The organism is Nocardioides furvisabuli (assembly GCF_021083185.1).
In the GTDB taxonomy this organism is placed as follows: Bacteria; Actinomycetota; Actinomycetes; order Propionibacteriales; family Nocardioidaceae; genus Nocardioides; species Nocardioides furvisabuli.
In genome coordinates this window covers 406,168-431,935 of the sequence record NZ_JAIGQB010000001.1, presented here as the reverse complement: position 1 = coordinate 431,935, position 25,768 = coordinate 406,168, and the positions used below count along the sequence as shown (strand labels likewise).

At 72.3% G+C, this 25,768-nt stretch carries 23 protein-coding genes and 3 tRNA genes; 6 read left to right on the top strand and 20 right to left on the bottom strand.

Annotated elements, in window-relative coordinates; all coding sequences use genetic code 11:
* Position 1: 1 nt before the first annotated feature.
* From K4G59_RS02045 to K4G59_RS02020, 6 genes are all read right to left on the bottom strand, one after another.
* Positions 2–871 carry an SCO4651 family lipoprotein gene (locus tag K4G59_RS02045; protein ID WP_231248900.1) on the bottom strand — a complete coding sequence of 290 codons (870 nt, stop codon included), beginning with the start codon at positions 869–871 and terminating at the stop codon, positions 2–4.
* A gap of 188 nt (positions 872–1,059) precedes the next feature.
* Complete coding sequence (rplA, locus tag K4G59_RS02040; protein ID WP_231248898.1) at positions 1,060–1,782, bottom strand: 50S ribosomal protein L1; 723 nt, start codon at positions 1,780–1,782, stop codon at positions 1,060–1,062.
* A gap of 62 nt (positions 1,783–1,844) precedes the next feature.
* Positions 1,845–2,273 carry a 50S ribosomal protein L11 gene (gene rplK / locus K4G59_RS02035; protein WP_207083919.1) on the bottom strand — a complete coding sequence of 143 codons (429 nt, stop codon included), beginning with the start codon at positions 2,271–2,273 and terminating at the stop codon, positions 1,845–1,847.
* 117 nt (positions 2,274–2,390) lie between these two features.
* Positions 2,391–3,221, bottom strand: a complete 831-nt coding sequence (gene nusG / locus K4G59_RS02030) for a transcription termination/antitermination protein NusG (RefSeq protein ID WP_231248896.1) — start codon at positions 3,219–3,221, stop codon at positions 2,391–2,393.
* A 109-nt stretch (positions 3,222–3,330) separates the two neighbouring features.
* Positions 3,331–3,585, bottom strand: coding sequence for a preprotein translocase subunit SecE (secE, locus tag K4G59_RS02025; RefSeq protein WP_231248890.1), 255 nt, complete (start codon positions 3,583–3,585; stop codon positions 3,331–3,333).
* Between the two features lie 41 nt (positions 3,586–3,626).
* Positions 3,627–3,699 (bottom strand) — tRNA-Trp (locus K4G59_RS02020).
* Between the two features lie 126 nt (positions 3,700–3,825).
* Here K4G59_RS02020 and K4G59_RS02015 point away from each other — a divergent pair.
* The gene (locus tag K4G59_RS02015; protein ID WP_231248888.1) at positions 3,826–4,857 is read left to right on the top strand and encodes an adenosine deaminase; all 1,032 of its coding nucleotides are present in this window, start codon (positions 3,826–3,828) and stop codon (positions 4,855–4,857) included.
* 7 nt (positions 4,858–4,864) lie between these two features.
* Here the strand turns inward: K4G59_RS02015 and K4G59_RS02010 are convergent, their stop codons facing one another.
* From K4G59_RS02010 to K4G59_RS01965, 10 genes are all read right to left on the bottom strand, one after another.
* Positions 4,865–5,917, bottom strand: a complete 1,053-nt coding sequence (locus K4G59_RS02010; protein ID WP_231248886.1) for a UDP-N-acetylmuramate dehydrogenase — start codon at positions 5,915–5,917, stop codon at positions 4,865–4,867.
* Entirely contained in the window at positions 5,910–6,314 is a 405-nt protein-coding gene (locus K4G59_RS02005; RefSeq protein WP_231248884.1) for a MaoC/PaaZ C-terminal domain-containing protein, read from the bottom strand. Before K4G59_RS02005 ends, K4G59_RS02010 begins: the two co-directional genes overlap by 8 nt.
* Positions 6,311–6,718, bottom strand: coding sequence for an FAS1-like dehydratase domain-containing protein (locus K4G59_RS02000; protein ID WP_231248882.1), 408 nt, complete (start codon positions 6,716–6,718; stop codon positions 6,311–6,313). Before K4G59_RS02000 ends, K4G59_RS02005 begins: the two co-directional genes overlap by 4 nt.
* A gap of 67 nt (positions 6,719–6,785) precedes the next feature.
* Positions 6,786–6,956, bottom strand: a complete 171-nt coding sequence (gene rpmG / locus K4G59_RS01995) for a 50S ribosomal protein L33 (RefSeq protein ID WP_056602159.1) — start codon at positions 6,954–6,956, stop codon at positions 6,786–6,788.
* Between the two features lie 52 nt (positions 6,957–7,008).
* Positions 7,009–7,085 (bottom strand) — tRNA-Met (locus K4G59_RS01990).
* 36 nt (positions 7,086–7,121) lie between these two features.
* Positions 7,122–7,194, bottom strand: a tRNA-Thr gene (locus K4G59_RS01985).
* Positions 7,195–7,252: 58 nt separating this feature from the next.
* Positions 7,253–8,659 (bottom strand): amidase, encoded by a 1,407-nt coding sequence (locus K4G59_RS01980; RefSeq protein ID WP_231248881.1) that lies wholly within the window; start codon positions 8,657–8,659, stop codon positions 7,253–7,255.
* Positions 8,660–8,668: 9 nt separating this feature from the next.
* Positions 8,669–9,253: a DNA-3-methyladenine glycosylase I gene (locus K4G59_RS01975; protein WP_231248880.1), complete on the bottom strand. Its 585-nt coding sequence runs from the start codon at positions 9,251–9,253 to the stop codon at positions 8,669–8,671.
* Between the two features lie 5 nt (positions 9,254–9,258).
* A complete protein-coding gene (locus tag K4G59_RS01970; protein WP_231248878.1) occupies positions 9,259–10,200 on the bottom strand; it encodes a pirin family protein in 942 nt (313 codons plus the stop codon).
* A gap of 44 nt (positions 10,201–10,244) precedes the next feature.
* The gene (locus K4G59_RS01965; protein WP_308189322.1) at positions 10,245–12,653 is read right to left on the bottom strand and encodes an FdhF/YdeP family oxidoreductase; all 2,409 of its coding nucleotides are present in this window, start codon (positions 12,651–12,653) and stop codon (positions 10,245–10,247) included.
* Positions 12,654–12,749: 96 nt separating this feature from the next.
* Between K4G59_RS01965 and nemA the strand changes: the two genes are divergently transcribed.
* The 3 genes from nemA to K4G59_RS01950 all read left to right on the top strand — a co-directional run bounded on the left by nemA (position 12,750) and on the right by K4G59_RS01950 (position 17,717).
* Complete coding sequence (nemA, locus tag K4G59_RS01960; protein ID WP_308189321.1) at positions 12,750–13,844, top strand: N-ethylmaleimide reductase; 1,095 nt, start codon at positions 12,750–12,752, stop codon at positions 13,842–13,844.
* 67 nt (positions 13,845–13,911) lie between these two features.
* The gene (locus K4G59_RS01955; protein ID WP_231248876.1) at positions 13,912–15,795 is read left to right on the top strand and encodes an ABC transporter ATP-binding protein; all 1,884 of its coding nucleotides are present in this window, start codon (positions 13,912–13,914) and stop codon (positions 15,793–15,795) included.
* Positions 15,792–17,717 (top strand): ABC transporter ATP-binding protein, encoded by a 1,926-nt coding sequence (locus K4G59_RS01950; RefSeq protein WP_231248874.1) that lies wholly within the window; start codon positions 15,792–15,794, stop codon positions 17,715–17,717. Before K4G59_RS01955 ends, K4G59_RS01950 begins: the two co-directional genes overlap by 4 nt.
* 140 nt (positions 17,718–17,857) lie before the next feature.
* On the opposite strand, the gene K4G59_RS01945 is transcribed toward K4G59_RS01950, so the two are convergent.
* The 4 genes from K4G59_RS01945 to K4G59_RS01930 are packed head-to-tail and all read right to left on the bottom strand — an operon-like array spanning position 17,858 to position 23,589.
* On the bottom strand, positions 17,858–19,087 hold the full coding sequence (locus tag K4G59_RS01945) for a multidrug effflux MFS transporter (RefSeq protein ID WP_231248873.1): 1,230 nt from the start codon (positions 19,085–19,087) through the stop codon (positions 17,858–17,860).
* Positions 19,084–20,916, bottom strand: coding sequence for a glycoside hydrolase family 15 protein (locus K4G59_RS01940; protein WP_231248871.1), 1,833 nt, complete (start codon positions 20,914–20,916; stop codon positions 19,084–19,086). The genes K4G59_RS01945 and K4G59_RS01940 overlap by 4 nt, the downstream gene beginning before the upstream one ends.
* Positions 20,906–22,330 (bottom strand): glucose-6-phosphate dehydrogenase, encoded by a 1,425-nt coding sequence (gene zwf / locus K4G59_RS01935; RefSeq protein WP_231248869.1) that lies wholly within the window; start codon positions 22,328–22,330, stop codon positions 20,906–20,908. The genes K4G59_RS01940 and zwf overlap by 11 nt, the downstream gene beginning before the upstream one ends.
* A gap of 38 nt (positions 22,331–22,368) precedes the next feature.
* Positions 22,369–23,589, bottom strand: a complete 1,221-nt coding sequence (locus K4G59_RS01930; protein WP_231248868.1) for a homogentisate 1,2-dioxygenase — start codon at positions 23,587–23,589, stop codon at positions 22,369–22,371.
* 66 nt (positions 23,590–23,655) lie between these two features.
* On the opposite strand from K4G59_RS01930, the gene K4G59_RS01925 reads away from it, so the two are divergent.
* Both K4G59_RS01925 and fahA read left to right on the top strand, forming a co-directional pair.
* Positions 23,656–24,525: a hypothetical protein gene (locus tag K4G59_RS01925; RefSeq protein ID WP_231248861.1), complete on the top strand. Its 870-nt coding sequence runs from the start codon at positions 23,656–23,658 to the stop codon at positions 24,523–24,525.
* Complete coding sequence (gene fahA, locus K4G59_RS01920; RefSeq protein WP_231248859.1) at positions 24,522–25,742, top strand: fumarylacetoacetase; 1,221 nt, start codon at positions 24,522–24,524, stop codon at positions 25,740–25,742. The genes K4G59_RS01925 and fahA overlap by 4 nt, the downstream gene beginning before the upstream one ends.
* Positions 25,743–25,768 lie beyond the last annotated feature (26 nt).

The window sequence follows — 25,768 nt, the reverse complement described above, 5'->3', positions numbered from 1 at the left end:
GTCAGGCGCCGGGGAAGTCCTCGGTGACCTCGCTGGCCGGCGGGGCCTCGATCTCCACGTCGGTGCCGAAGTCGGAGTAGGTGCCCTCGGTGCTCGAGGTCGTGGACTGGCCTCCGCCGACGGCGGGGACCTCGACGGTCTGGGCGAACTTGCGCGGGAGGTCGTCGGCGTCGACCCACATCTCGCTCACCAGCTCCTTGGGCAGCATGTCCGCCATCGCGGCCGGGAAGTCCATGGCCGCGAGGTACTTCGTCGGGTCCAGGGTGATCCGGTAGTGGTTGGTGGCCACGCCGTCGACGTCCTCGGCCCCGACCAGCTCGAGCTTCTTGGGCTCCTCGAGGGCCTTGAACATCACCTCGGGGTCGGTCGCCTTGCCGATCATGCCGAACAGCGAGTTCGGATCGCTCAGGTCGATCTTGACCCAGGTGTCACCGGTGCCGAGCTCGGGTGACTTCATGTACATCGCCTGGCCGAGCAGGATCAGCTCCATCTGCTGCGCACCAGTGCTCGAGGCCCTCATCTCGATGCCGTCGTCGCCGAAGCGCGCCTCGCCGGTCATGGTCTGGCCCTGTCCGGCGGCGTCGGTGACCGTCTCGAAGGTGAAGGTCTCCGCCTCACGCATCGCCTCCATCACGGCGGGATAGAAGTCCGCGGCCGACAGCTCGCCGGGGGCCTCGGTGCCGTCGCCGGACTCGTCGTCGGCGACGGACTCCTCGCCGGGCTCGTCGGCGCTGGTCGCGCCCGACTCGTCGGTGGCAGAGCTCGAGGATCCCGAACCGGAGTCGTCGCCGCTGCAGGCGGTCGTTCCCACGCCGATCGTCAGCACCAGGGCGGCGGAGCCGAGGCGGCGGGCAACGGGCGAGAGGCGCATGGTGTCTCCTGACACGGACGAGGACGAGCGGCAAGCAGGGCGCTTGGTCACTTCCTACCCGATGCTTCCACACCGAAACGCCACCGCCGTCGGGCAGGTCGGCCCGGACATGCAGATCGGCCCGGCCGCCCCGCGAGGGGCGACCGGGCCGACACGACGGTCACGGACCCATGAGGGTCCGGTGAGGGTCAGGCCTGGTCGGCCTCGTCCTCGGACGCGACGTTCTTGATGCGGTTGGGGTCGACCTGGATGCCGGGGCCCATCGTCGTGGAGACGGTGATCTTCTTGATGTAGCGACCCTTGGAGCTGGCCGGCTTGAGCCGCAGCACCTCCTCGAGGGCAGCGGCGTAGTTCTCCGCGAGCTGGGCCTCGGCGAAGGACGCCTTGCCGATGATGAAGTGCAGGTTGGCGTGGCGGTCGACGCGGAACTCGATCTTGCCGCCCTTGATGTCCGTGACGGCCTTGGCGACGTCGGGGGTCACCGTGCCCGTCTTCGGGTTCGGCATGAGGGAGCGGGGGCCGAGGACGCGACCGAGGCGCCCGACCTTGCCCATCATGTCGGGCGTGGCGACGACGGCGTCGAAGTCGAGCCAGCCGCCGGCGACCTTCTCGATGAGCTCGTCGCCACCGACGAACTCGGCGCCGGCCTCACGGGCGGCGTCGGCCTTGTCCGCGTTGGCGAAGACCAGCACGCGGGCGGTCTTGCCCGTGCCGTGGGGGAGGTTGACGGTGCCGCGGACCATCTGGTCGGCCTTGCGCGGGTCGACACCCAGGCGCATGACGACGTCGAGGGTCTCGTCGAACTTCTTCTTGGAGCCGGACTTGGCGATCTTGATGGCTGCCAGCGGGGCGTAGAGCTCGTCCTTGTCGAACGCCTCAGCCGCTGCGCGGTAGGTCTTGCTGCGCTGCATTGTCTTCTCGTTTCTGTGGTGCGAAGGATGTGGTCAGCGAGCCAGCGCGGCTCTCCCACGGATCAGTCGGTCGTGATGCCCATCGAGCGGGCGGTGCCCTCGACGATCTTCATGGCGGCGTCGATGTCGTTGGCGTTGAGGTCGGGCAGCTTGGTGGTCGCGATCTCGCGGACCTGGTCCTTGGTCAGCTTGCCGACCTTCTCCTTGTGCGGGACACCGGAGCCCTTGGAGAGACCGGCGGCCTTCTTGATGAGCTCGGCGGCCGGAGGGGTCTTGGTGATGAACTCGAACGAGCGGTCCTCGTAGATGGTGATCTCGACGGGGATCACGTTGCCGCGCATGGACTCGGTCTGGGCGTTGTAGGCCTTGCAGAAGTCCATGATGTTGACGCCGTGCGGGCCGAGCGCCGTACCGACCGGCGGGGCCGGGGTGGCCGAACCGGCCTGCAGCTGCACCTTGACGAGTGCGGCGATCTTCTTCTTGGGAGGCATAGCCTTCTCTTTCTCTCATGTGGTCATGACGAGGGCACTTCGCCCCCTGCCACGGGTTGTCGCTACTTCATTGTCAGCCCGCAGAGCGGGCGGACGCCAAATCGTCGGACTCTGGCGTCAGACCTTCTGGATCTGCGAGAAGCTGAGCTCGACCGGGGTCTCGCGGCCGAAGATCTCGACGAGGGCCTTGACGCGCTGGGACTCGGCGTTGATCTCGGTGATCGTCGCGTGGAGCGTGGCGAACGGGCCGTCGACCACCATGACCGAGTCGGACACGTCGAAATCGGCCACCTCGACCGGCTTGCGCGGGGTGGTGGAGGCGCCCTTCTCGCCGGAGGCGGCTGCCTCGGCCTCGGCGACGGCCACGACGGCGGGGGCCAGCATGTCCTCCACCTCGCTCATGCTGAGCGGGACCGGCTGGTGGCTGTGGCCCACGAAGCCGGTGACCGACGGCGTGTGGCGCACGGCCGACCAGGACTCGTCGGTGAGGTCCATGCGGACCAGGACGTAGCCGGGGAGCACGGTGCGGGTGACCATCTTGCGCTGGCCGTTCTTGATCTCCGCGACCTCTTCGGTGGGGACCACGATCTCGTGGATGTAGTCCTCCATGTTGAGGGAGATGATGCGGTTCTCGAGGTTGTGCTTGACCCGCTTCTCCATGCCGGAGTAGGTGTGCACGACGAACCAGTCGCCGGGCTTGGCCCACAGCTCACGGCGGAACGCCTCGAGCGGGTCGTTCTCGTCGGGCTCGGAGCCGGACTCGTCCTCGTCGGAGGCCTCGTCGTCGGAGGCCTCGTCGTCGGAGTCGTCCTCGGAGTCGCCCTCGGCGGGCGCCTCGTCGGTCACGTCCTCGACCTCGACGGCGTCGTCGACGGCGCCCTCCGCGGTCGCCTCGTCGAGCGACTCGACCTGGTCGTCGACCTGGTCCACGTCATTGTTCTCAGACACGTCTTCACTCCGTACGTCGTTGCTGGGGGTCCGGTGCGGGACCGGGGCCGGGCTCGTCCGGCGGGATCAGTGCGGCGGAACCGCTGCGGGACGCGCGCTGGTCAGCAGGTCACTGGGCGCCGCCACCGGTGAAGACCTCGAAGGCCAGCCTTCCGAAGGCCAGGTCGAGGACCGTCACGATGGCCATCACGACGATGACGAAGACCAGCACCACGAAGAAGTAGGTGATCAGCTGCTGCTGGGTGGGCCACACCACCTTGCGGAGCTCGGCCACCACCTGGCGCAGGAACGTGACGGGGCTGGTGCGCCCACGGTCGTCGCCGCGCGAGTCGCGCCGGTCCTGAACCGCGTTGCCGTCGGCCACGTTTCCCACCTTCATCGTTGTTGCTGTGCAGTGTTTCCTCGCAGGGCACGAGGGACTTGAACCCCCAACCTTCGGTTTTGGAGACCGATGCTCTGCCAGTTGAGCTAGTGCCCTCCGGTGGTCCCGTCCCCGCCTTGACGGGGCATGCCGCAGCATGTGGTGAAACCACCAATCGGGAAGCATACGGGGCGGGTCCAGCCTGCGTCGAACCGGCGGGGTCGCCCGCCTACGATTCGACCCATGGCGGACCAGGGGGCGCAGCAGCCGCGCGAGGTGTCACGACTTCCCAAGGCGCACCTGCACCTGCACTTCACCGGCTCGATGCGCCACGGCACGCTGCTCGAGCTCGCCGAGCGGGACGGCATCGTGCTGCCCGACTCCCTGGTGGAGGACTGGCCGCCGCTCCTCAGCGCCGCCGACGAGAAGGGCTGGTTCCGCTTCCAGCGCCTCTACGACGTGGCGCGCTCGGTGCTGCGCACGCCCGACGACGTACGCCGCCTGGTGCTCGAGGCGGCCGAGGACGACGTGCGCGACGGCGGGCGCTGGCTGGAGATCCAGGTGGACCCCAGCGGCTATGCCGCACGCTTCGGCGGCATCACCGCCTTCACCGACCTGGTGCTCGACTGCGTCCGGGACGCCTCGGGGCGCACCGGTCTGGGCATCGCGGTGGTGATCGCCGCCAACCGCACGCGCCACCCGCTCGACGCCCGCACGCTGGCACGACTGGCGGCGCAGTACGCCGGTCGCGGGGTGGTCGGCTTCGGGCTGTCCAACGACGAGCGGCGCGGGCGCACCGAGGACTTCGAGGGCGCCTTCCGGATCGCCGAGCGCGCCGGGCTGGTGCTGGTGCCGCACGGCGGCGAGCTGCGCGGCCCCGACCACGTCCGTACCTGCCTCGAGCGGCTCGGGGCGCAACGGCTCGGGCACGGCGTACGCAGCGCGGAGGACCCCGCCCTGCTCGACCGGATCGTCGAGGCCGGCGTCGCGCTCGAGGTGTGCCCGGTCTCCAACGTCTCGCTCGGTGTCTACTCCGACCTCACGTCGGTGCCGCTCCCCCAGCTCCTCGCGGCCGGCGCGACGGTCGCGCTCGGCGCCGACGACCCGCTGCTCTTCGGCTCGCGCCTGGCCGGGCAGTACGCCACGATGCGCGCCGCCCACGACCTCGACGACGCCACGCTGGCCCGCCTCGCCGAGATGTCCTTCGCGGCCTCCCGGGCGCCGTCCGACGTGCTCGAAGCCGCTCGCCGCGACATCGCGGCCTGGCTCGCCTGATCCCGCGTCAGAGGGCGCAGCCGACGGTGACCGGCTCGTTGACCAGGCGGACGCCGAAGCGGGCCTCGACGCCGTCGCGCACCTCGCGGGCCAGCGTGAGCAGCTCCTCGGTGGTGGCGCCACCGCGGTTGGTGAGGGCGAGGGTGTGCTTGGTGGACAGCGCCACCCGCTCCCCCGCGGCCTCGCTGACGTAGCCCTTGCCGAAGCCGGCGTGCTCGATGAGCCACGCCGCGCTCGACTTCGCCGTGCCGTCGGGCTGCTCCCAGCGGGGCGCGGCATCCGGCAGCGCGGCGGCCTGCTCGTGGGTGAGGAACGGATTGGTGAAGAACGACCCGGCGCTCCACGTGTCGTGGTCGGCATCGTCGAGCACCATCCCCTTGCCGGACCGCAGGGCCAGCACGGCGGCACGTACGTCGGCCAGCGGGGCGCGCTCGCCGACCTCGACACCGAGGCGGCGCGCGAGCTCGGCGTACCTCACGGGGGCGGCCAGCGCGCCGGTGCGCAGCTGGAAGGTCACCTCCAGGACGAGATAGCGGCCCGGGTCGGCCTTGAAGCGGCTGTGGCGGTAGCCGAAGGCGCAGTCGGACGCGGCGAAGGTGCGCTGGGTGCGATCGACGCGGTCCCAGGTGCGGACCCGGGAGATGGTCTGGGAGACGTCCTGGCCGTAGGCGCCGACGTTCTGGATCGGCGTCGAGCCGACCGCTCCCGGGATGCCGGACAGTGCCTCGATGCCGGACCAGCCGCGCGCGACGGCCCGGCCCACGAGCGCGTCCCAGTCCTCGCCCGCGGCGACCCTGAGCTCGACACCTCCGCACTGCGGGCCTGCGTCGACGTCGTCCGGCTCGGCGTGCACGCCCGTCGTCGCGACCTGGACGACGAGGCCGTCGAAGCCGTCGTCGGCGACGACGAGGTTCGAGCCGCCCGCCAGCACGAGGACCGGCGTCCCGGAGGCGTCGGCGTCCGCGACGGCGGTGACGAGCTCGGCCTCGGTGGTCGCGCGCACCCACGAGCGGCCGGGACCGCCGAGGCGCAACGTCGTGTGGTCGCGCAGGTCAGGCACGGATCGTGGCCTCGCGCACCACGGCCTTCGGCATCCCCAGCACCTTCTGGCCCCCGCAGGTGACCTCGAGGGCGAGGGTGACCAGTCCGTCGGCGACCGACTTCACGGTGCCGGCGACGACGACGTCCGCGCCGCCCTCGGCGGGCACGACGACGGGGCTGGTGAACTTCGCGCCGAGGTCCACGACCTCCGCACCGTCGGTCCACTCCGCGACCGCGCGGCCGACCAGGGCCAGGGTGTACATCCCGTGGGCGATGACGCCGGGCAGACCGACGCTGCGCGCCACGTCCTCGTCCTGGTGGATCGGGTTGTGGTCGCCGCTGGCCTCCGCGTAGGCGACGAGGTCGGCACGGGTGATCGTGAAGGTCTTCGTCGAGAGGCTGTCACCGGGGTTCATGCGGCACCTCCGGCGGAGTGGACGAGCGTCGCCCTGCCGGTGCAGACGACCGCGCCCGTGGCGTCGGCGATCTCGCTGGAGGTGGCGATGATGTCGGCGCCGCCGATCTGGCGCAGCCCGGTCACGGTCAGCGTGGCGGTCAGCTCGTCGCCCGGGACCAGCGGGCGGACGTACGCGAAGCGCTGCTCGCCGTGGACGATGCGGTGCAGGTCGATCTGCTCGGCGTCGAGGAAGGCCTGCATGGCGTCGAAGGCGAGCACGATCGGGAAGGTCGGCGGGACCGCGGAGCCGGCGTCGCCGGGGTGTCCCACGGCTGCGGCGAAGGCGCTCACGCGCTCGGGGGTCACGGTGAGGGGAGCCGGCGCGGGGAACTCGCGCCCCACCAGGGAGGGGTCGACGGGCATGGCACGACCCTAGAACACACAGCGACCCGCCCGAGAGTCTCGGACGGGTCGGTGGTGACGAAGAGCGTCAGCGGGTCTCGCGGTGCGCGGTGTGCGCGCGGCAGCGCGGGCAGAACTTCTTCAGCTCGATCCGGTCGGGATCGTTGCGACGGTTCTTCTTGGTGATGTAGTTGCGCTCCTTGCACTCCGTGCACGCGAGCGTGATCTTGGGGCGAACGTCAGAGCTCTTGCTGGCCATGGGAGATCCTTGGGTTGCGGGTGGTGCGGAGTGGAGCTGGATGAGAATTCGGTGGTAGCGGGGGCGGGACTCGAACCCGCGACACCACGATTATGAGCCGTGTGCTCTAACCACCTGAGCTACCCCGCCGCGGAGGTCCGACCACCCGGAGGAGGTCCGACCCAGAGCCCCTTTACGGAATCGAACCGTAGACCTTCTCCTTACCATGGAGACGCTCTGCCGACTGAGCTAAAGGGGCAACGACGGAGAACGATACACATGCGCCGTCACGATGAGAAATCGGCTCCCGAACGGCCTCAGCCCGCCTGGATCCGGGGCCATCCGACGGCCTCCTCGAGCTCGTAGGCCAGGCCCAGGAGACGGGCCTCGCGGCCCGCTCCGGCGCCCAGCATCATGCCCTGCGGCAGGCCCGCAGAGGTGGTCGCGAGGGGCAGCGAGACGGCCGGCTCACCGGTCGCGTTCTGCAGCGGCGTGAACGCGACCCAGTCCATCAGCCGGCCCATGATCTCGTCGTAGTCCTGGTCGGGACGCAGGTGCCCGACGCGCGGCGTCTCGGTGGCGAGCGTCGGCGTGAGGGTGATGTCGTACGTCGCCCGGTGGCGCGCGGCGAGGCGCTGGGAGCCACGCAGCACCGCGATCGAGAACGGCTGCTTGTGCAGGTTGCGCGCGGCGTGGCGGGCCAGGCCGAGGGTGAGGTTGTCGAGGCGCGTCGGGTCGAAGGTGGGGCCGAAGTCCTTCTTGCCCCGCCGTGCGATCACCAGCGCGAGCATCGACCAGAACCGCACGAAGTGCTCGGGGAAGCTGTCGGGGACGGGGTTGTCGACCTCCTCGACGTGGTGCCCCAGGGACTGCAGCAGCTCGGCGGTGCGCAGGGTGAGCTCGCGGACCTCCGGGCTGCAGTCGCGGCCGATGCCCCGGGTCACCACCGCGACCCGCAACCGGGCCCGGCTCGGTCGGGTGACGTCACCGACCGGCGCCAAGAGCGGGTTGCGCCAGACCTTCTCGGCCTCGCGGTAGAACGCGGCCGTGTCGCGCACGCTGCGGGTCAGCACGCCGTCGGAGACGATGCGCACGGGCATGTCGCGCATCATCCGGTCCTGCGCGAGCCGCCCCCGCGTCGGTTTGAGGCCGACGAGGCCGTTGACGGCGGCCGGGATGCGGATCGACCCGCCGCCGTCGTTGGCGTGGGCGATGGGCACTGCGCCGGCAGCGACCAGGGCGGCCGAGCCCGCGGACGACGCGCCGGCGTAGTGGTCGGGGTTCCAGGGCGAGCGCACCGGCCCGAGGCGTACGTGGTCGGCGGCGCCGGAGAAGCCGAACTCCGAGAGCTGGGTCTTGCCGAGCGGGACGAGGCCGGTGGCGAGGTACATCCGGGCGAAGTCGCCGTCGGTGCGCTGCGGCCCGGCGGTGAACGCGTCGCTGCCGTGCTGGGTGGGCATCCCGGCCACGTCGACGTTGTCCTTGACGAAGGTCGGCACCCCCGCGAAGAAGCCGCCCCGCGGGTGGCGGGCCTCCTCCCGCGCGCGGTCGTAGGCGGCGTACGCCACTGCGCCGAGAGCAGCGTCGACCTGCTGCGTGCGGGCGATGGCCGCCTCCACCACCTCGGGCACCGAGACCAGCCCGTCGCGGAGCGCCGCGACCAGCCCGGTGGCGTCGAGGTCGGTCAGGGCGTCGTCGGCGGAGAAGGCGTGCACGCGGTCCATGCGGCGAGACTAGCCAGCACAGCCGCGCCGGTGGCATCCCTCGAGGTGGTCGTCGACGAGGCCGACGGCCTCCATCAGGGCGTACATCGTGGTGGGCCCGACGTGCACGAAGCCGGCCTTCTTCAGCGCCCTGGCCAGCGCGACCGACTCCGGCGAGGTCGTGGGCACGTCGGCCGTGGTGCGCGGCGGCGGTCCGGGCTCGGGCCGGAAGGACCAGATGAAGGACTCCAGGCCGCCGTCGGCGCGCAGGGCGACGGTGGCGCGGGCGTTGGCGATGGCGGCGTCGACCTTGCGCCGGTTGCGCACGATGCCGGCGTCGGTCATCAGGCGTTCGACGTCGGCCGGCCCGAAGGTGGCGACGACGTCGGCGTCGAAGCCCGCGAAGACCTCGCGGAAGCGCGGCCGCTTGTTGAGGATGGTCAGCCACGACAGGCCGGACTGGAAGGCCTCGAGGGTGAGCCGCTCGAGGTGGGCGCTCTCCCCCGACACGCGCATCCCCCACTCGGTGTCGTGGTAGGCCGCGTTGACGGGGTCGCCGGCACCCCACGGGCAGCGCGCGACGCCGTCCGCGCCGACGACGGCCACGGCACCCATCGAGGTCAGTGCCTCAGCTTGAGGCGGACGTGGGGCATGCCGGGGGCCGGGATCGGCGGGAGGTCGAGGTCGACCACGCCGAAGCGCCCGGCGGCGACGGACGTGCCCGCGTCCACGACCTCGCCGTCGGCGGTGATCTGGTCCTGCCACTCCTCGCGGAAGCCGACGATCTCCTCGTGGGTGCGACCGATGAAGTTCCACCACATGACGATCGCCTCGCCGAACGGAGGCCCGCCGAGCAGCAGCAGGCGGGACTCCTCGAGTGCGGTGATCGTCAGGGTCGTACGCCCCTCGGCGACGTGGGCGAGGTCGCTCGGCTTGACCTCCGTGCCGTCCACCTCGACGAGGCCGACGTCGAGGAGCACGCCGTGCTCGAAGGTCGCGTCGAGCTCGACGTCGAGGCTCCGGCCGGGCGCGAGCATCAGCTCGGCGCCGAGCAGGGGCGTGTGGGTGTGGACCGGCGAGCTCGCCCCGAGGAGGGAGCCGATGAAGACCCGCGCCTCCCAGCCCGGCCCGCGCACCGGCTCGGGCGCGAAGTGCTCGAAGCCGGGGTCGCAGTGGCGGGTGGCGTCGGGCAGCGCGATCCAGAGCTGGGCGCCGTGCAGGACGGTCGTGTCCGGCGTGGAGACCTCGGTGTGGCTGATCCCCCGGCCGGCCGTCATCAGGTTGAGCTCGCCGGGGCGCACCGTCGCGAGGCTGCCGACGGAGTCGCGGTGCTCGAGCTCACCGCCGAAGAGCCAGCTCGCGGTCTGCAGGCCGGTGTGCGGGTGTGCGGGCAGCACCATCCCGCCCGTCTCGTCGACCTCGTCGGGCCCGTAGTGGTCGACGAAGCACCAGGCGCCGATCAGTGACCGATGCCGCTGCGGCAGCGTGCGTCGTACGCGCATGGCCCGGGGACCTCCGAGAGGGACCTCGCGCGGGGAGAGCACGTCGATGTGCGTGGTCATCGCCGGCCACCGTACCCGCCCCGCGTGGATCGGCGGGGGCCCGCTCAGCTCAGGTGGTGGGGTTGGTCGTCGCGGTGGGAGCCGGAGTCCTGGTCGGGCGAGCCGTGCGAGTCCGAGTGCCCCTCGCCCTCGCCCGGTCGGTCGAGCCGCACGACGATCGACTTGTAGACCGGCTGGTTGCTCTTGTCCGCCGTCGAGTCCAGCGGGACCAGCGGGTTGGCCTCGGGGTAGTAGGCCGCGACGCAGCCGCGCGGCTGGTCGTAGGGGACGACCCGGAACGACCGCGCGTAGCGCTCCACCCCGTCGCGCCACTCGCTGACCAGGTCGATCAGGTCGCCCTCGGCCAGTCCCAGGTCGCGCAGGTCGTCCGGGTTGACGAAGACGACCCGGCGCCCGCCCTTCACGCCGCGGTAGCGGTCGTCGAGGCCGTAGATGGTGGTGTTGAACTGGTCGTGCGAGCGCATCGTCTGGAGCAGGAAGCGCCCGCGCGGCACGTCGAGCACGTCGATGGGCGTCGTGGTGATCACGGCCCGGCCGCTCGGGGTCTCGAAGACGCGGTTGTCCCGCGGCGGGTGCGGCAGGACGAACCCGCCGGGCTCGTCGACCTTCTCGTCGTACGACGCGCAGCCCGGGACGACGCGCGCGATCCGGCGTCGGATCTCGGTGTAGTCCTCGCGGAACGCCGCCCACGGCACCGGCGAGTCCTCGCCCAGCGTGGCCAGGGCGAGGGAGCAGACGATGTCGACCTCGGACCGCACGTGCTCCGACGGCGGGTCGAGGGGACCGCGCGAGGCGTGCACCGCCGACATCGAGTCCTCGACCGTCACCCGCTGCACGCGGCCGCCGGTGAGGTCCTTCTCGCTGCGCCCGAGGGCGGGCAGGATCAGCGCCTCGCCGCCGTGCACGACGTGCGAGCGGTTGAGCTTGGTGGAGACGTGCACGGTCAGTGCGGCGTTGCGCATGGCCGCCTCGGTGGCCCCGGTGTCGGGGGCGGCGCCGACGAAGTTGCCGCCCATGCCGAAGAAGACCCGGATCTTGCCGTCGCGCAGCGCCTGGATGGAGCCGACCGTGTCGAGCCCGTGCTCGCGGGGCGGCTCGAAGCCGAACTCGTCGCGGATCGCGTCGAGGAAGTGGTCGGGCACCCGCTCCCAGATGCCCATGGTGCGGTCGCCCTGCACGTTAGAGTGCCCGCGCACGGGGCACACCCCCGCACCGGGCTTGCCGATGTTGCCCTGGAGGAGGGCGACGTTGACGATCTCCTTGATGGTGCCCACCGCGTTGTGATGCTGGGTGATGCCCATCGCCCAGCACGTGATGGTGGCCGGCGACTCCGCGATCATCCGGGCCGCCTCGGTGACCTGCTCGCGGGTGAGGCCCGTGGAGGCCTCGACCTTGTCCCAGTCGAGGTCGGCGACGTGCTCGACGTAGGCGTCGTAGCCGGTCGTGTACTGCTCGAGGAAGTCGTGGTCGACCGCGTCCCACTCGACCAGCAGCGCGCCGACGGCCTGGAAGAAGGCGAGGTCGCCGTTGAGCCGGATCGGCAGGTGCAGGTCGGCCAGCGCGGTGCCGACCGTCAGGCCCTTGGCGTTCTGCGGGTTCTTGAAGCGGACCAGGCCCGCCTCCTCGAGAGGGTTGACGGAGATGATGCGGGCACCGCGGGACTTCGCCTCCTCCAGCGCGGACAGCATCCGCGGGTGGTTGGTGCCGGGGTTCTGCCCGACGACCAGCAGGAGCTTGGCCTGATGGATGTCCTCGAGGCTGACCGATCCCTTGCCGATGCCGATCGTGTCCACGAGCGCGGAGCCGGACGACTCGTGGCACATGTTGGAGCAGTCGGGGAGGTTGTTGGTGCCGAGGGAGCGCGCGAAGAGCTGGTAGACGAAGGCAGCCTCGTTGGAGGTCTTGCCGGAGGTGTAGAACGTGGCCTGGTCGGGGTGGTCCAGGCGCTGGAGGTGCCCCGCGATGGTGGCGTAGGCGTCGTCCCACGAGATCGGCGTGTAGTGGGTGGCACCCGGGCGCAGGACCATCGGCTCGGTGATCCGACCCTGCTTGCCCAGCCAGAACTCGGTGCGACCGGCGAGGTCCTCCACGGAGTGGGTGGCGAAGAACTCGCGGTCGAGCACCTGGCGCGTGGCCTCCTCCGCGACGGCCTTGGCGCCGTTCTCGCAGAACTCCGCGGCGTGCCGGTGACCCGGCGCGGGGTCCGGCCACGCGCAGCCCTGGCAGTCGAAGCCGTCGACCTGGTTGAGGCGGGTCAGCGTGGACGCGGTGCGACGCAGGCCCATCTGGCCGATGGCGCGCCGCATGGCCACCGCCACGGCGGTGACGCCGGCAGCGGCGTGGGCCGTCGACTCGACCTCGACCTCCGCCTCGTCGATGTCACGGGTGGGCACCTGCCGGGCCTCGTTGCGGAGGCGGGCGGGCACGTCTCGCAGCTGGGAGAGAAGCGTCACCCGGCCCATCCTGCCTCGGGGGTGGTGCCCCGCACACCGCCCGGAGGGGTCCTGTCTGCCGGAATACCAGGGCACAGCCCCCTGTTGGCGCCTGTCGTGCCCTCCCTCCTCGATCCCCTGACTCTCGGTGCCGTGACGACGCAGAACCGCGTCCTGATGGCACCGCTCACTCGGATGCGGGCCACGGTGCCCGGCGACGTCGCCAACGACCTGATGGCCGAGCACTACGTGCAGCGGGCCAGCGCCGGCCTGCTGATCAGCGAGGGCACGCAGGTCAGCCCCGAGGGCAAGGGCTACATGGACACCCCGGGCATCCACAGCGAAGAGCAGGTCGCCGGGTGGCGTCGCGTCACCGACGCCGTCCACGAGGCCGGCGGGCTCATCGCGGCCCAGCTGTGGCACGTCGGCCGGGTCTCCCACGAGTCCTTCCACGACGGCCAGCTGCCGGTCTCGGCCAGCGCCGGCCCCTACCGCAACCGCACGACCGTGCGCGGCGAGGACGGGCGTCCGACGCGCGTGGCGTGCCCGGTGCCGCGGGCGCTGCGGACCGAGGAGGTCCCGCGCGTCGTGGAGGACTACCGCCGCGCCACCGTCAACGCCCGCCGGGCCGGCTTCGACCTCGTCGAGATCCACGGCGCGCACGGCTACCTGCTCCACCAGTTCCTCGCCGCCGACAGCAACCTGCGCACCGACTCGTACGGCGGCTCGCTGGCGAACCGCGCGCGGCTCATGCTCGAGGTCGTCGACGCCGTGGTCGACGCGTGGTCCGCGGACCGGGTCGCGATCCGCATCTCGCCGATCGGCTCCTTCAACGGCACCTCCGACCCCGAGGGCCTGGAGGCCGGCCTCCACGTGGCCCGCGAGCTGGGCCGGCGCGACCTGGCCTTCCTCCACCTCTCCGAGCCCGACTGGGCCGGCGGCCCCGAGCTCGACGACGACTACCGCCGGGCGCTGCGCGCGGCCCACCCCGGGCCCATCGTCGGTGCCGGTGGCTACGACCGCGCCAAGGCCGACCGGCTCATCGGTGCCGGGCTCGTCGACGCCGCGGCGTTCGGCCGCACCTTCATCGCCAACCCCGACCTGCCGCGCCGCCTGGCCGAGGACCTGCCGCTCAACGAGCAGCGGCCGGAGTCCTTCTACGGCGGCGACGCCGAGGGCTACACCGACTACCCGGCGTACGGCGCCGCGTGAGTCCCCGGCCACTCCCCGGTAATTGCCTCGTGCCGATCGGGTGAGAGCGCCTAGGGTCGGCCACGACATGCAGGACTACCCACCCCGGATCGCGACGTTCTTCACCGGCACCGACGACGCACCCACGCCGGACCCCGAGACCCGGTCGCCCGCGGCGTTCCTGCGATGGGTGCTCGGGCGCCAGAAGGCGCTGATCGCGCTCTCGTCGCTCTGCTACTCCCTGTGGTTCCTGCCGATGACCCTCGGCCCCTGGATCTTCGGCCGCGCCGTGGACGAGGGCATCGTCGGCGGCTCGGGGCAGGCGCTGGCCGGGTGGGCCGCGCTGCTGCTGCTCGTCGTGGTGATCGGCGGCGTCTTCGGCATCGTCTCGCACACGCTGGTGGTGCGGAGCTGGCTGGTCGCCCTCTACGGCACGCTCGAGATGGTCACCCGCAAGGTCGCGCAGATGGGCCACGTGCTGCCGCGCCGCTCCCCCACCGGCGAGGTGCTGAGCGTGGCCTCGAGCGACTCCGACGAGTTCGGCGCGCTCACCGAGATCCTGGCGCGGACCGTGGGACAGCTCGTCTCCTACCTGACCGTCGCCTTCATCGTGCTGACCCTGTCGTGGCAGCTCGGCCTGCTCACCCTGGTCGCGGCGCCCCTGCTGGTCGGCGCCGCCCTGCCGCTGCTGCGCCCGCTGCACCGACGCCAGCAGGTCGAGCGCTCGCGCACCTCCGAGCTCACCTCGCTGGCCACCGACATCGTGGCGGGCCTGAGGATCCTGCGCGGCATCGGCGGCGAGCAGACCTTCGGCGCCAACTACGCGCGCCAGTCGCAGTCGGCCCGGCAGGCCGGGGTGTCGGCCGGCATCTGGCAGGCGGCCGTCGAGGCGGTCGGCGTGCTCTTCTCCGGCCTCTTCCTGGTGAGCCTGGTGTGGCTCGGCACCCGGCAGGTGCGCGAGGGCGCCCTCAGCGTGGGTGAGCTGATCACCTTCCTGGGCTACGGCCTCTTCATGGTCGGCCCGATCCGCACCTTCTTCGAGTTCGTGCAGAAGGGCACCCGCTCGCTGGTGAGCGCCCGCAAGGCGATCGCGATCTTCGAGCAGCGTCCGCCCTGGCGCGACCCCGCGCAGCCGGTCGCCCTCGACGGCTCCGCCGCGCTGCACGACACCGCCAGCGGCCTCACGGTCCAGCCGGGTCTGCTGACCGTGGTCGTCAGCGCCGTCCCCGAGCAGAGCGCCGCCCTGGCCGACCGACTCGGGCGCTACCTGCCGGCCGACACCGAGCCGGTCCCCGCCGAGGGCGAGGAGGGCGCGCGCGGCCGGGCGGCCCGCCGGGCCCGCGCCGCCCGGGCACGCGAACGCGCACGGATCGCCGCCCTCGACGAGGAGCGGGCCGGCAACGACTGGGGCGTCACCCTCGGCGGGGTCGACCTGTCCCGCGCCGGGCTCGACGACGTACGCCACCAGGTGCTGGTCAGCGACACCGGCAGCCAGCTCTTCGCCGGCACCCTCCAGGACGCCGTCGACCCGCACGGCCGGCTCACCCGCGAGCAGGCCGAGCACGCGTTGCGCGTGGCCAACGCCGAGGACGTCTACGACGCGCTGCCCGAGGGCTGGCAGGGCCAGCTCGACGAGCGCGGCCGCGGCCTCTCCGGCGGACAGCGGCAGCGCGTGGTCCTCGCCCGCGCCGTTGCGGCCGACCCGCCGGTGCTGGTGCTCGTCGAGCCCACCTCGGCCGTCGACGCCCACACCGAGGCGCGGATCGCCGAGCGCGTCGCCGCGACCCGACGGGGTCGCACGACCGTCGTCATGACCGTGTCCCCGCTGTGGCTGCACCACGCCGACCGCGTGGTGCTGCTGCACGACGGCACCGTCGTGGCCGAGGGCGCGCACGCCGACCTCCTGGTCGGCCACGACGACTACCGCCGCGTGGTCGCCCGCGAGCTCGACGACGAGGAGGCGGTCCGATGACCACCGACCTGCTCGCCACCTCCGCCGACACGTGGCGCGACCGCAGCGTCGACCCCCCGGTGGTCCCCGACGAGCTGCGCCCGCCCGGGCACGGCAGTCCCCGCGAGCGCAACCGCGCGCTGTGGCAGCGCCACGAGCTGCGCCGCCAGCGCGCCGAGGACGTCTACGCCGCCTCGCGCAACCCGGTGCGCGGCTGGCCGGTCTCGGGCAACCGTGCGGTGCTGGCCTTCTTCGGCGACCTGATCCGCAGCCGCCGGGGCTCCTTCGCGCTGATGGTCGCCCTCAACGCGCTCGCCGCCGGCGCCGCCCTCGTGGTGCCGCGCCTGCTCGGCTCCCTGGTCAACCGCGTGCAGGCGCAGGGCGCGGCGGTGGAGGGCCTGGACGCCATCGCCCTCGCGGTCGTGGGCGTGGTGGTCCTCCAGTCGCTCCTCACCTTCGGCGCCCGGCGCACCTCGACCCACTTCGGCCAGGACCTGCTGGCCTCGGCTCGCGAGTACGTCGTCGACACGATCCTGCGGCTGCCCGTGGGACGCGTCGAGGGCGCGAGCACCGGCGACCTCGTCACCCGCGTGACCCGCGACGTCGGCACGATGGCACGCTCCGTGCAGTGGGGCGTGCCCCGGCTGCTGATCTCGCTGATGACGGTCCTGCTCTCCGTCGTGGCGATGATGCTCAACTCCGTCGTGCTCGCCCTGCCGGCGCTGCTGGTCTTCGCGCTGTGCACCCCCGCGGTGCGCACCTACCTGCGGCGCGCGCCCAAGGCGTACATCACCGAGGGGGCCACCTACTCCCGGATCAACACCACCCTCACCGAGACGGTGGAGGGTGCTCGCACTGTCGAGGCGCTGCACCTGTCCGGTGCGCGGGTGCGCGCGGGCAGCGACGACATCGAGGTCTCCGCGCAGGCCGAGCGCTACGGCACGACCCTGCGCAACGTGCTCTTCGCTGCGCTCAACGCCGCCTTCCAGCTGCCGCAGGTGGTCACGCTCGTGGTGGGCGCCTACGGCTACTCCCGCGGCTGGGTCGACCTCGGGCAGATCACCGCCGCGATGCTCTACGTCGTCGCGCTGAGCGAGCCGCTCGACGCGGTCATCGGCGAGGTCGACCGGCTCCAGGTCGGCGCCGCGTCGACCAGCCGGCTGCTCGGCATCGCCGAGGTGCCGCCCGACCGCGAGCCCGGCGACCGGCTCCCCGACGGCGTCGAGCTCACGGCCACGGACCTGCGCTTCGCCTACCGCGAGGGCCACGACGTGCTCCACGGCGTCGACCTCCACCTCGCCGTCGGCGAGCGACTGGCCGTCGTCGGTCCGAGCGGGTCGGGCAAGTCCACCCTCGGGCGCCTGCTCGCCGGCATCAACCGTCCTCGCACCGGGACCGCGCGCGTCGGCGGCGTGGACCTCGTGGACCTGCCGCTGGAGGTGCTGCGCGTCGAGGTCGCGCTCGTGACCCAGGAGCACCACGTCTTCATCGGCTCGGTGCGCGACAACATCGTGCTGGCCCGTGAGGACTCCACCGTCGACGACGTCCGCGAGGCCCTGCGGGCGGTCGGCTCGCTCGCCTGGGTCGAGCGCCTGCCCGACGGGCTCGACACGCTCATCGGCTCCGGCCGCTTCGCCCTCACCCCGGCCCAGGCCCAGCAGGTCGCGCTCGCCCGGCTGATCATCGCCGACCCCCACACGCTGGTCCTCGACGAGGCGACCTCGCTGATCGATCCGCGCACCGCGCGCACCCTCGAGGGGTCGATGAACAACCTCCTCGAGGGCCGCACCGTGGTCGCGATCGCGCACCGGCTCCACACTGCGCACGACGCCGACCGCATCGCCGTGGTGATCGATGGGCGGATCGTCGAGCTCGGCAGCCACGACGAGCTGCTCGCCCTCGACGGGGAGTACGCCGACCTCTGGCACGCCTGGACCTCCTGAGGCCCTGCCGCCCGGCGGTGGGTGAGGCAGGTTCTGGAGCCTCGGAAGCTGTCTCACTCACCGCCGACCGGTGCGGCGGTGGGTGAGGCAGCTTCTCGGCGTGCGGAACCTGTCCTGCTCACCGCCGACCGGGGTCCGCGTCAGACCGGGACGTGTGCCGCGCGCGTCGCGGAGAGGTGCCAGCGCCAGCACGCCCAGCCCAGCAGCACGCACACAGCGGCCGCCACGGCGAACCCGAGGACCGAGCGTCCGGCGTACGGCGCGAGGAGGGCTGCGCTGGCGGCGTTGAACACCAGCGTCACGAACGACCCCGCGGACATGACCGCGCCCCGACGGGTCGGGACGAGGTCGAGCATCAGCAGCTGGATGTTGGGGAAGGCCAGGCCGTTGCCGAGCGCCACGAGCGCGACCCCCGCGGCCGCCCACGGCAGCACCTCGCCCGCCGGCGTCAGCGCGACGACGATTCCCAGCAGCGCGCCCGCGCCGCTCACGACGTAGCCGACGGACACCAGCTGGGTGCTGGTCACCAGCCGGCCCAGGCGACCGCTCAGCACCGAGCCCACCACCATCGCACCGATCATGGGCACGAACAGCTTCCAGAAGTCGAGCTCGCCCTCCCCCAGCAGGTCGACGACGAAGATCGCGGCGCCGCCGATGTAGAGGAACTGCGCGCCGAAGACGAGGGTGCCGGCCCAGGCCATGCGGTGGAAGGCGGGCACGGACACGACGGCGAGGAGGCCGGCGACGACCTCACCGACCCGGAGCGGAACCCGGCGCTCGGGCGGGTGGCTCTCGGGCAGCAGCGCGATCGAGCCGGCCAGGAGGAGCAGCGCGAGCGCCGCCATGAACCAGAAGACCGTCTGCCACGGCCCGACCTGCACCAGCAGGCCGCCGACGACCGGGGCGATCGCCGGGGCCAGCCCGAAGATCACGGCGACCTGGCTCATCATGCGCTGGGCCTCGACGCCGTCGAAGAGGTCGCGGATGATCGTGCGGCTCACGATCGTCGAACCACCGGCGGCCAGTCCCTGGACCACGCGCCCGACCAGCAGCCACTCCAGCGTCGGCGCGAAGGCGCACGCCACGGACGCGACGGCGTACGCCGCGAGCGACCACACGATCACCGGCTTGCGACCGATCGCGTCGGACAGCGGTCCGTGGAAGACGCTCATCGCCGCGAAGGCCAGCATGTAGGCCGTCACGACCAGCTGGAGCTCCCCGGCCGCGACGTCGAGGGCCTGGCCCATCTGGGCGAACGCCGGGAAGGGCGTGTCGATGCTGAAGGGGCCGATCATCGACAGCAGCGCCAGGACGAACGGGATCAGCGCCAGGGTGCGGCGGGCCGGCCGGGTGGCCGGCGCGGAGGTCATGCGTCGAGGCTGCGGTCGAGGTTGATCGCTGCGCTGATCAGGCCGAGGTGGGTGAAGCCCTGGGGGAAGTTGCCCAGCTGCTCGCCGTTGAGGCCGACCTGCTCGGCGTACTGTCCGAGGTGGTTGGCGTAGGTGAACATCTTCTCCAGCGCGAGCCGGGCGTCGTCGAGGCGGCCGGCACGGGTCAGCGCCTCGACGTACCAGAACGAGCAGAGCGAGAACGTGCCCTCGCCGTCGGCGCCGCCCTCGACGCCGTCGTCGAGGGCGTCGGCGTCGTAGCGCAGCACCAGGCTGTCGGAGACGAGGCGCTCCTCGACGAGCGCGAGGGTGGAGAGGAAGCGCGGGTCGTCGGGTGCGAGCATCTTGACCATCGGCATCAGCAGCGTCCCCGCGTCGACGACGTCGCCGCCGGCGGAGGCGGTGAAGGCGCCGAGCTCGTCGTTCCAGCACTCGGTCATGACGCGCTCGTAGATCGCGTCGCGGGTGGCGGCGAGCTCGGTGAGGTCGCCCGGCAGCCCACGCCGCCGAGCGACCCGCATCATCCGCTCGACCGCGACCCAGCTCATCACCAGCGACGTGGTGTGGGTCCGCGGCTCGCCGCGGACCTCCCACATGCCCGCGTCGGGCCGGTCCCAGTTGTCCATCAGCCACGACACGATGCGGCGCAGGTCGGTCCAGGCGTCGTGGCTGATGCCGCGCCCGTGCTTGTCGAAGAGGTAGACCGAGTCGATGAGCTCGCCGTAGACGTCGAGCTGGAGCTGGTCGACCGCACCGTTGCCGACGCGCACCGGCCGCGACCCGCGGTGGCCGGCGAGGTGGTCGAGCTCGCGCTCGTGGGGGATGGCGCCGTCGAGGTCGTAGAGCACCCGCAGCGGGCCGAGCCGCTCGGTGTCGACGCCGTCGTCGGCGGCCTCGCCGAGCCGCTCGGACAGGAAGCGGACGAAGGCCGACGCCTCGTCGATGAAGCCGAGGCGGAGGAGGGCGTAGACGCTGAAGGCGGCGTCACGCACCCAGACGTAGCGGTAGTCCCAGTTGCGGGTGCCTCCGATGTGCTCGGGCAGGCTCGTGGTGGGCGCGGCGACGATGCCGCCGCTCGGCTCGTGGCACAGCAGCTTCAGGGTCAGCGCGGAGCGGTCCACCCACTCGCGCCAGCGGCCGGTGTAGGTGCTCTGCGCGAGCCAGCCGCGCCAGAACCTCGCTGTGGCGTCGAAGAGCTCGTCGACGTCGCCCTCGCCGCACCCGCGGGCCGGCTCGTTGGGGGCGAGGACCTCGAGCACGAAGAGCGCGGACTCGCCGGTCCGCAGCGCCACGTGCGCGGTGGCGGCGTGGTCGGCGACCTCCACGTCCGCGGTGCTCGAGAGCGCGAGGTGGACGTCTCCGTCGGCGAAGCGCACGACGTCGTCCTCGGTGGACAGCTCGGGCATCGTCCTCGCGTAGTCGGGACGCGGCGCCATCACCATGGTGAGCCCGACGCAGCCGCGCAGGCCGACCACGCGGCGTACGAGCCGCTGGCGGTGGTCGGGGTCGTGCGCACGCAGCACCGGCATGAAGTCCTGGACCTCCACCACGCCCTGCTCGGTCATGAAACGGGTGACGAGGATGTTGGTCTCCGGGTGGTAGTACTGCTGGCTGCGCGCCTCCTCGTCGTCCGGTGCCAGCCGCCACGAGCCGGCGTCGGGGTCGAGGATCGAGGCGAAGACGCTCGGGGCGTCGAAGCGTCCGGGGCAGAACCAGTCGATGGTGCCGTCGGTCGCCACGAGCGCCGCGGTGCGCAGGTCACCGACCAGGCCGTGGTCGGCGATCGACGGCCCGCGGCGCTCAGCCGGCATCGGGCGCGCCCCGACCGAGCCGCCACCCGCCGGGCGGCAGGTCGAGCGCCTCCGGCGGTCCCCATGACTCCTGGTCGTAGGGCAACGGGTCGGGGCGATCGTCGAGGACCGGCTGGCAGACCTTCCACAGCCGGCGCGTCTCGTCGGCGTGGGCGAAGAGGGTGTGGTCGTCGTGCAGCACGTCGAGCAGCAGCCGCTCGTAGGCCTCGAGCGGCTCGTCGTGGGGCAGCTCCTCGCCGAGGTCGAGGCGCATCGTGGCCGGGGCGAGGTCCATCTCGGGACCGGGGCGCTTGCCGAGGAGCTCGACGTGCACCTGCGCCTCGTCGGTGAGCTCGAGGACGAGCTCGTCGGGCTCGAGGCCGGAGCCGAACACCGTCGAGTCGGGCTGCCGGAAGCGCAGGGTGACGGTGCGGCGGGTCTCGGCCATCGCCTTGCCGGTGCGCAGGTGGAAGGGAACGTCGCGCCACCGGTCGTTGTCGACCCAGGCCTCGAGGGCCACGAAGGTCTCGACGGTCGAGTCCTCGTCGACGTCGTCCTCGTCGCGGTAGCCGTCGTACTGGCCCAGCACGACCCGCGCGGGGTCGAGCGGGCGTACGGCCTCGAAGACCTCGGCCCGGGCGCGGCGCACAGCGGCGGCGGACCACTCGCCCGGGTCCTCCAGCGCCACCGCACCGAGGATCTGGAACAGGTGGGTGGAGACCATGTCACGCAGCGCCCCGGTGGACTCGTAGAACGAGCCGCGGCCCTCCATCGCCAGCGTCTCGGGGACGTCGACCTGCACCGAGGCGATGCTGCGCCGGTCCCAGGCCGGCTCGAAGAGCGCGTTGGCGAAGCGCAGGGCCAGCAGGTTCTGCACGGCCTCCTTGCCGAGGAAGTGGTCGATGCGGAAGACCTGGTCCTCGTCGAAGACCTCGTGCACGTCGCGGTCGAGCTCCTCGAACGACTCGAGGTCGAGCCCGAAGGGCTTCTCGATCACCAGCCGCGCGCGCTCGGCGAGGCCCTCGCGGCCCAGCATGGCGACCATCCCGGACATGGCGGTGGGCGGCACGGAGAGGTAGACCAGGCGGCGTACGCCCTCGCCGAGGGACTCCTCGACCTCGCGCACCCGCGCGGCCAGGTCGGAGCCGTCGTCGGCGTCGGCGGTCTCGAAGGAGACGCGCTCCAGCAGGCCTCGGGCGACCGACTCGTCGAGGTCGTCGACGCTGTCGCGCAGGCCGTCGAGCACCTCGTCGCGGAACTCCTCGTCGGTGCCCGGCGAGTGGCGTCCGCTGCCGAGGACGGCGAAGTCCTGCGGCAGCCGGCCGGCCGCGGCGAGGCGGTAGAGGCCGGGGAAGAGCTTGCGCGCCGCGAGGTCGCCTCGGGCGCCGAAGAGCAGGAAGACGTAGGGCGGCAGGTCGGGCCCGGTGCTGGTCATGGCGCCACGCTACGGCCCACCCGAAGTGCGGGGACGGCTCAGGAGTTGCTGAAGACCGCCGGTCCGCCGTCCTCGCCGGACGCCGCAGGACCGCGACCGGCCCAGGTCCAGGCGTAGGCCGGGTCCTCCACGGCGATCCCGCCCTCGCCCAGCTCCAGCGGAGCGAAGGTGTCGACCATGACCGCGGACTCGTCGAAGTAGTCGGCGCCCAGGCTGGCCTCGATCGCGCTGGGCTGTGGACCGTGGGCGTGCCCGCCCGGGTGCAGGCTGATCGAGCCGAGGTTGATCCCCGAGCCCTTGCGCGCCTCGTAGTCGCCGCCGACGTAGAACATGACCTCGTCGGAGTCGACGTTGGAGTGGTAGTAGGGCACCGGGATGGCGAGGTCGTGGTAGTCGACCTTGCGGGGCAGGAAGTTGCAGATCACGAAGTTCCACCCCTCGAAGACCTGGTGCACCGGCGGCGGCTGGTGGACCTTGCCGGTGATCGGCATGTAGTCCTCGATGTTGAACGTGTAGGGGTAGAGGCAGCCGTCCCAGCCCACCACGTCGAAGGGGTGGGTGGCGTAGGTCAGCCGGGTGCCGACGACCTGACCGGCAGCGCGGTGCTTGACCAGCACCTCGACGTCGGTGCCCTCGGCCTGGTGCGTCTCGGTGGGCCCGTGGAGGTCGCGCTCGCAGTAGGGCGCGTGCTCGAGGAGCTGGCCGAAGCGCGAGAGGTAGCGCTTGGGTGGGTGGATGTGGGAGTTGGCCTCGATCGCGTAGAGGCGCGACGGCTCGGCCGGGACCCAGCGGTGGTCGGTCGCGCGCGGGATCAGGACGTAGTCGCCGGCGCGGTAGGCCACGACGCCGAAGACGGTCTCGACCGTGCCCGAGCCGGACTCGACGTAGACGCACTCGTCGCCGATGGCGTTGCGGTAGAGCGGGGACGGATCGGTGCCCGTCACGACGTAGGCGATGCGGACGTCGTTGTTGCCGAGGACCAGCCGGCGGCCCTCGACCGGGCACTGGCCGGTGGACAGGTCGTGCAGCCTCAGGTGGCGCGGCTTGAGCGGATGGTTGGGCCGGCGCGACTGGTCGGGCAGCTCCCAGACCTGGCTGTCGGTGATCGCACTCGGCACGCCGCGGCGGTAGAGCAGGGACGAGTCGGAGGAGAAGCCCTCCTCGCCCATCAGCTCCTCACGGAACAGGTGGCCGTCCTCGTCGCGCATCTGCGTGTGGCGCTGGCGCGGCAGCCGGCCGAGGGCTCGGTAGTGGGCCATGACGGTCGCTCCTGTCTTCCGATTATCGGACGCAGGCGTCCGCTATCTGGTGGCTAGAGTAGACCCGTGGCTCCTTCCTCCGCACCTGCCGATCCCGGTCCCTGGCCCGCACAGTGGCGCGGCCTCGTCGACGACGCCGCGGTCTTCCCGCCCGGTGACGTCCCCCTCCACGACGCGACGGCGTCGTGGAGCGCCCGCCGCGAGGAGTGGTACGCCGACCTCGTCGGGACCTTCGTGCTCAAGGACACCGACCTGCCGCTGGTCTGCGGCCTCGGCGCGCCGCTGTCGGTCGTGGTGACCGGCGGCGCCGGGCAGGTCGCCGGTCCCCTCGGTGCCGCCGCCCGCCTCGGCCTCGAGGTGGCCGCGCTCGAGATCGCGCTGCGCGACCCCGACGACCTCGCCGGCAACGTGCGCCGGGTGGTGGCCGCGCTGGACCACGCCCGCGACGAGGGCACGCTCGCCGACGACGTACGCGTCCACGTCGAGGTCCCCGGACCGGCGACACCCGCCTGGCTCGCCGCCGCCGACGAGGTGGCCGCGGCCGAGCTCCGGCTCAAGCTGCGGCTGGGCCACGTCGACCACGACCTGGTGCCGGACGAGGCCACCGTGGCGTCCTGGATCGACGCGGCCCTGGACCGCGAGACGTCCTTCAAGGGCACCGCCGGCCTGCACCGGGCCGTGCGCCACGACCCGGAGGGCGGCGGGATGCACGGCTTCCTCAACGTCCTGGTCGCGACCCAGGTGCTCTGGGACGGCGGTTCCGTCGCCGACGCGACCGACGCCCTGCGCCAGCGCGACGGCGAGGCTCTCGCCGCCACCGACATCGGCTCGGCGCGGCGCTGGTTCACCTCCTTCGGCTCCTGCTCGGTGACCGAGCCCCTCGACGACCTGGTCGCCCTCGACCTGATCACCCCCCACCCCGCGGAGGACTCATGACCCACCACGCCCCCACCTGGGTGCCCGGCGCCGCCGGCTCCGGCTTCGACGTCGACCACCTCCCCTACGGCGTCTTCGCGCGCTCCGGAGAGCACCCGCGCGTCGCCGTCCGGATCGGAGACCAGGTGCTCGACCTCAGCATCGTGGCGGCCGCCGACATGGTCGACACCCACGCGCTGTTCGACCAGCCCACGCTCAACCCCTTCATGGCGGCCGGGCCGACGGTGTGGGAGTCGACGCGCGCCTGGGTCACCGGGCTGCTGACCGACGAGACCGAGCGCGACCTCGTGGAGCCGGCGCTCTCGCCGGTGGACTCGGTGCGGATGCTGATGCCCTTCACCGTCGGCGACTACGTCGACTTCTACGCCTCCGAGCACCACGCCTCCAACGTCGGGCGGATGTTCCGTCCCGACGCCGAGCCGCTGCTGCCCAACTGGAAGCACCTCCCCGTCGGCTACCACGGCCGCTCCGGCACCGTCGTGGTCTCGGGCACCGACGTCGTACGTCCGTGCGGGCAGCGCAAGGCGCCCGACGCCGAGCTCCCGACCTACGGCCCGTCGGCGCGCCTCGACATCGAGGCCGAGCTCGGCTTCGTCGTCGGTGTCCCCTCCGCGATGGGTGAGCGCGTGGCGACCGCCGACTTCGCGCGCCACACCTTCGGGGTCGTGGGCCTCAACGACTGGTCGGCGCGCGACGTCCAGGCGTGGGAGTACGTCCCGCTCGGCCCGTTCCTGGGCAAGTCGTTCGCCACCTCGATCAGCGCCTGGGTCACGCCGCTCGCGGCGCTCGACGCGGCGTGGACCGAGCTGCCCGGCCAGGACGACCCGGAGGTGCTCGACTATCTTCGCGTCGAGGGTCCCGCCGGTCTCGACATCGAGGTCGAGGTGGTCCTCGACGGCGAGGTCGTCGCCCGCCCGCCGTACCGCACGATGTACTGGTCGCCCGCGCAGATGCTGGCCCACACCACCGTCAACGGCGCGAGCGTGCGCACCGGCGACCTGTGGGGCTCCGGCACCGTGTCCGGACCCGAGCGAGACCAGCGCGGGTCGCTGCTCGAGCTGAGCTGGGGCGGCAAGGAGCCCTTCACCGTCGCCGGCCGGGAGCGGACGTTCCTCGAGGACGGCGACGAGGTGACGCTGCGCTACACCGCGCCCGGCACCGGGGGCGGCCGGATCTCGCTCGGCGAGGTCACCGGCCGCATCCTCCCGGCCCGCTGACGGCAAGGCGCCGGTCGGGGTCCGTT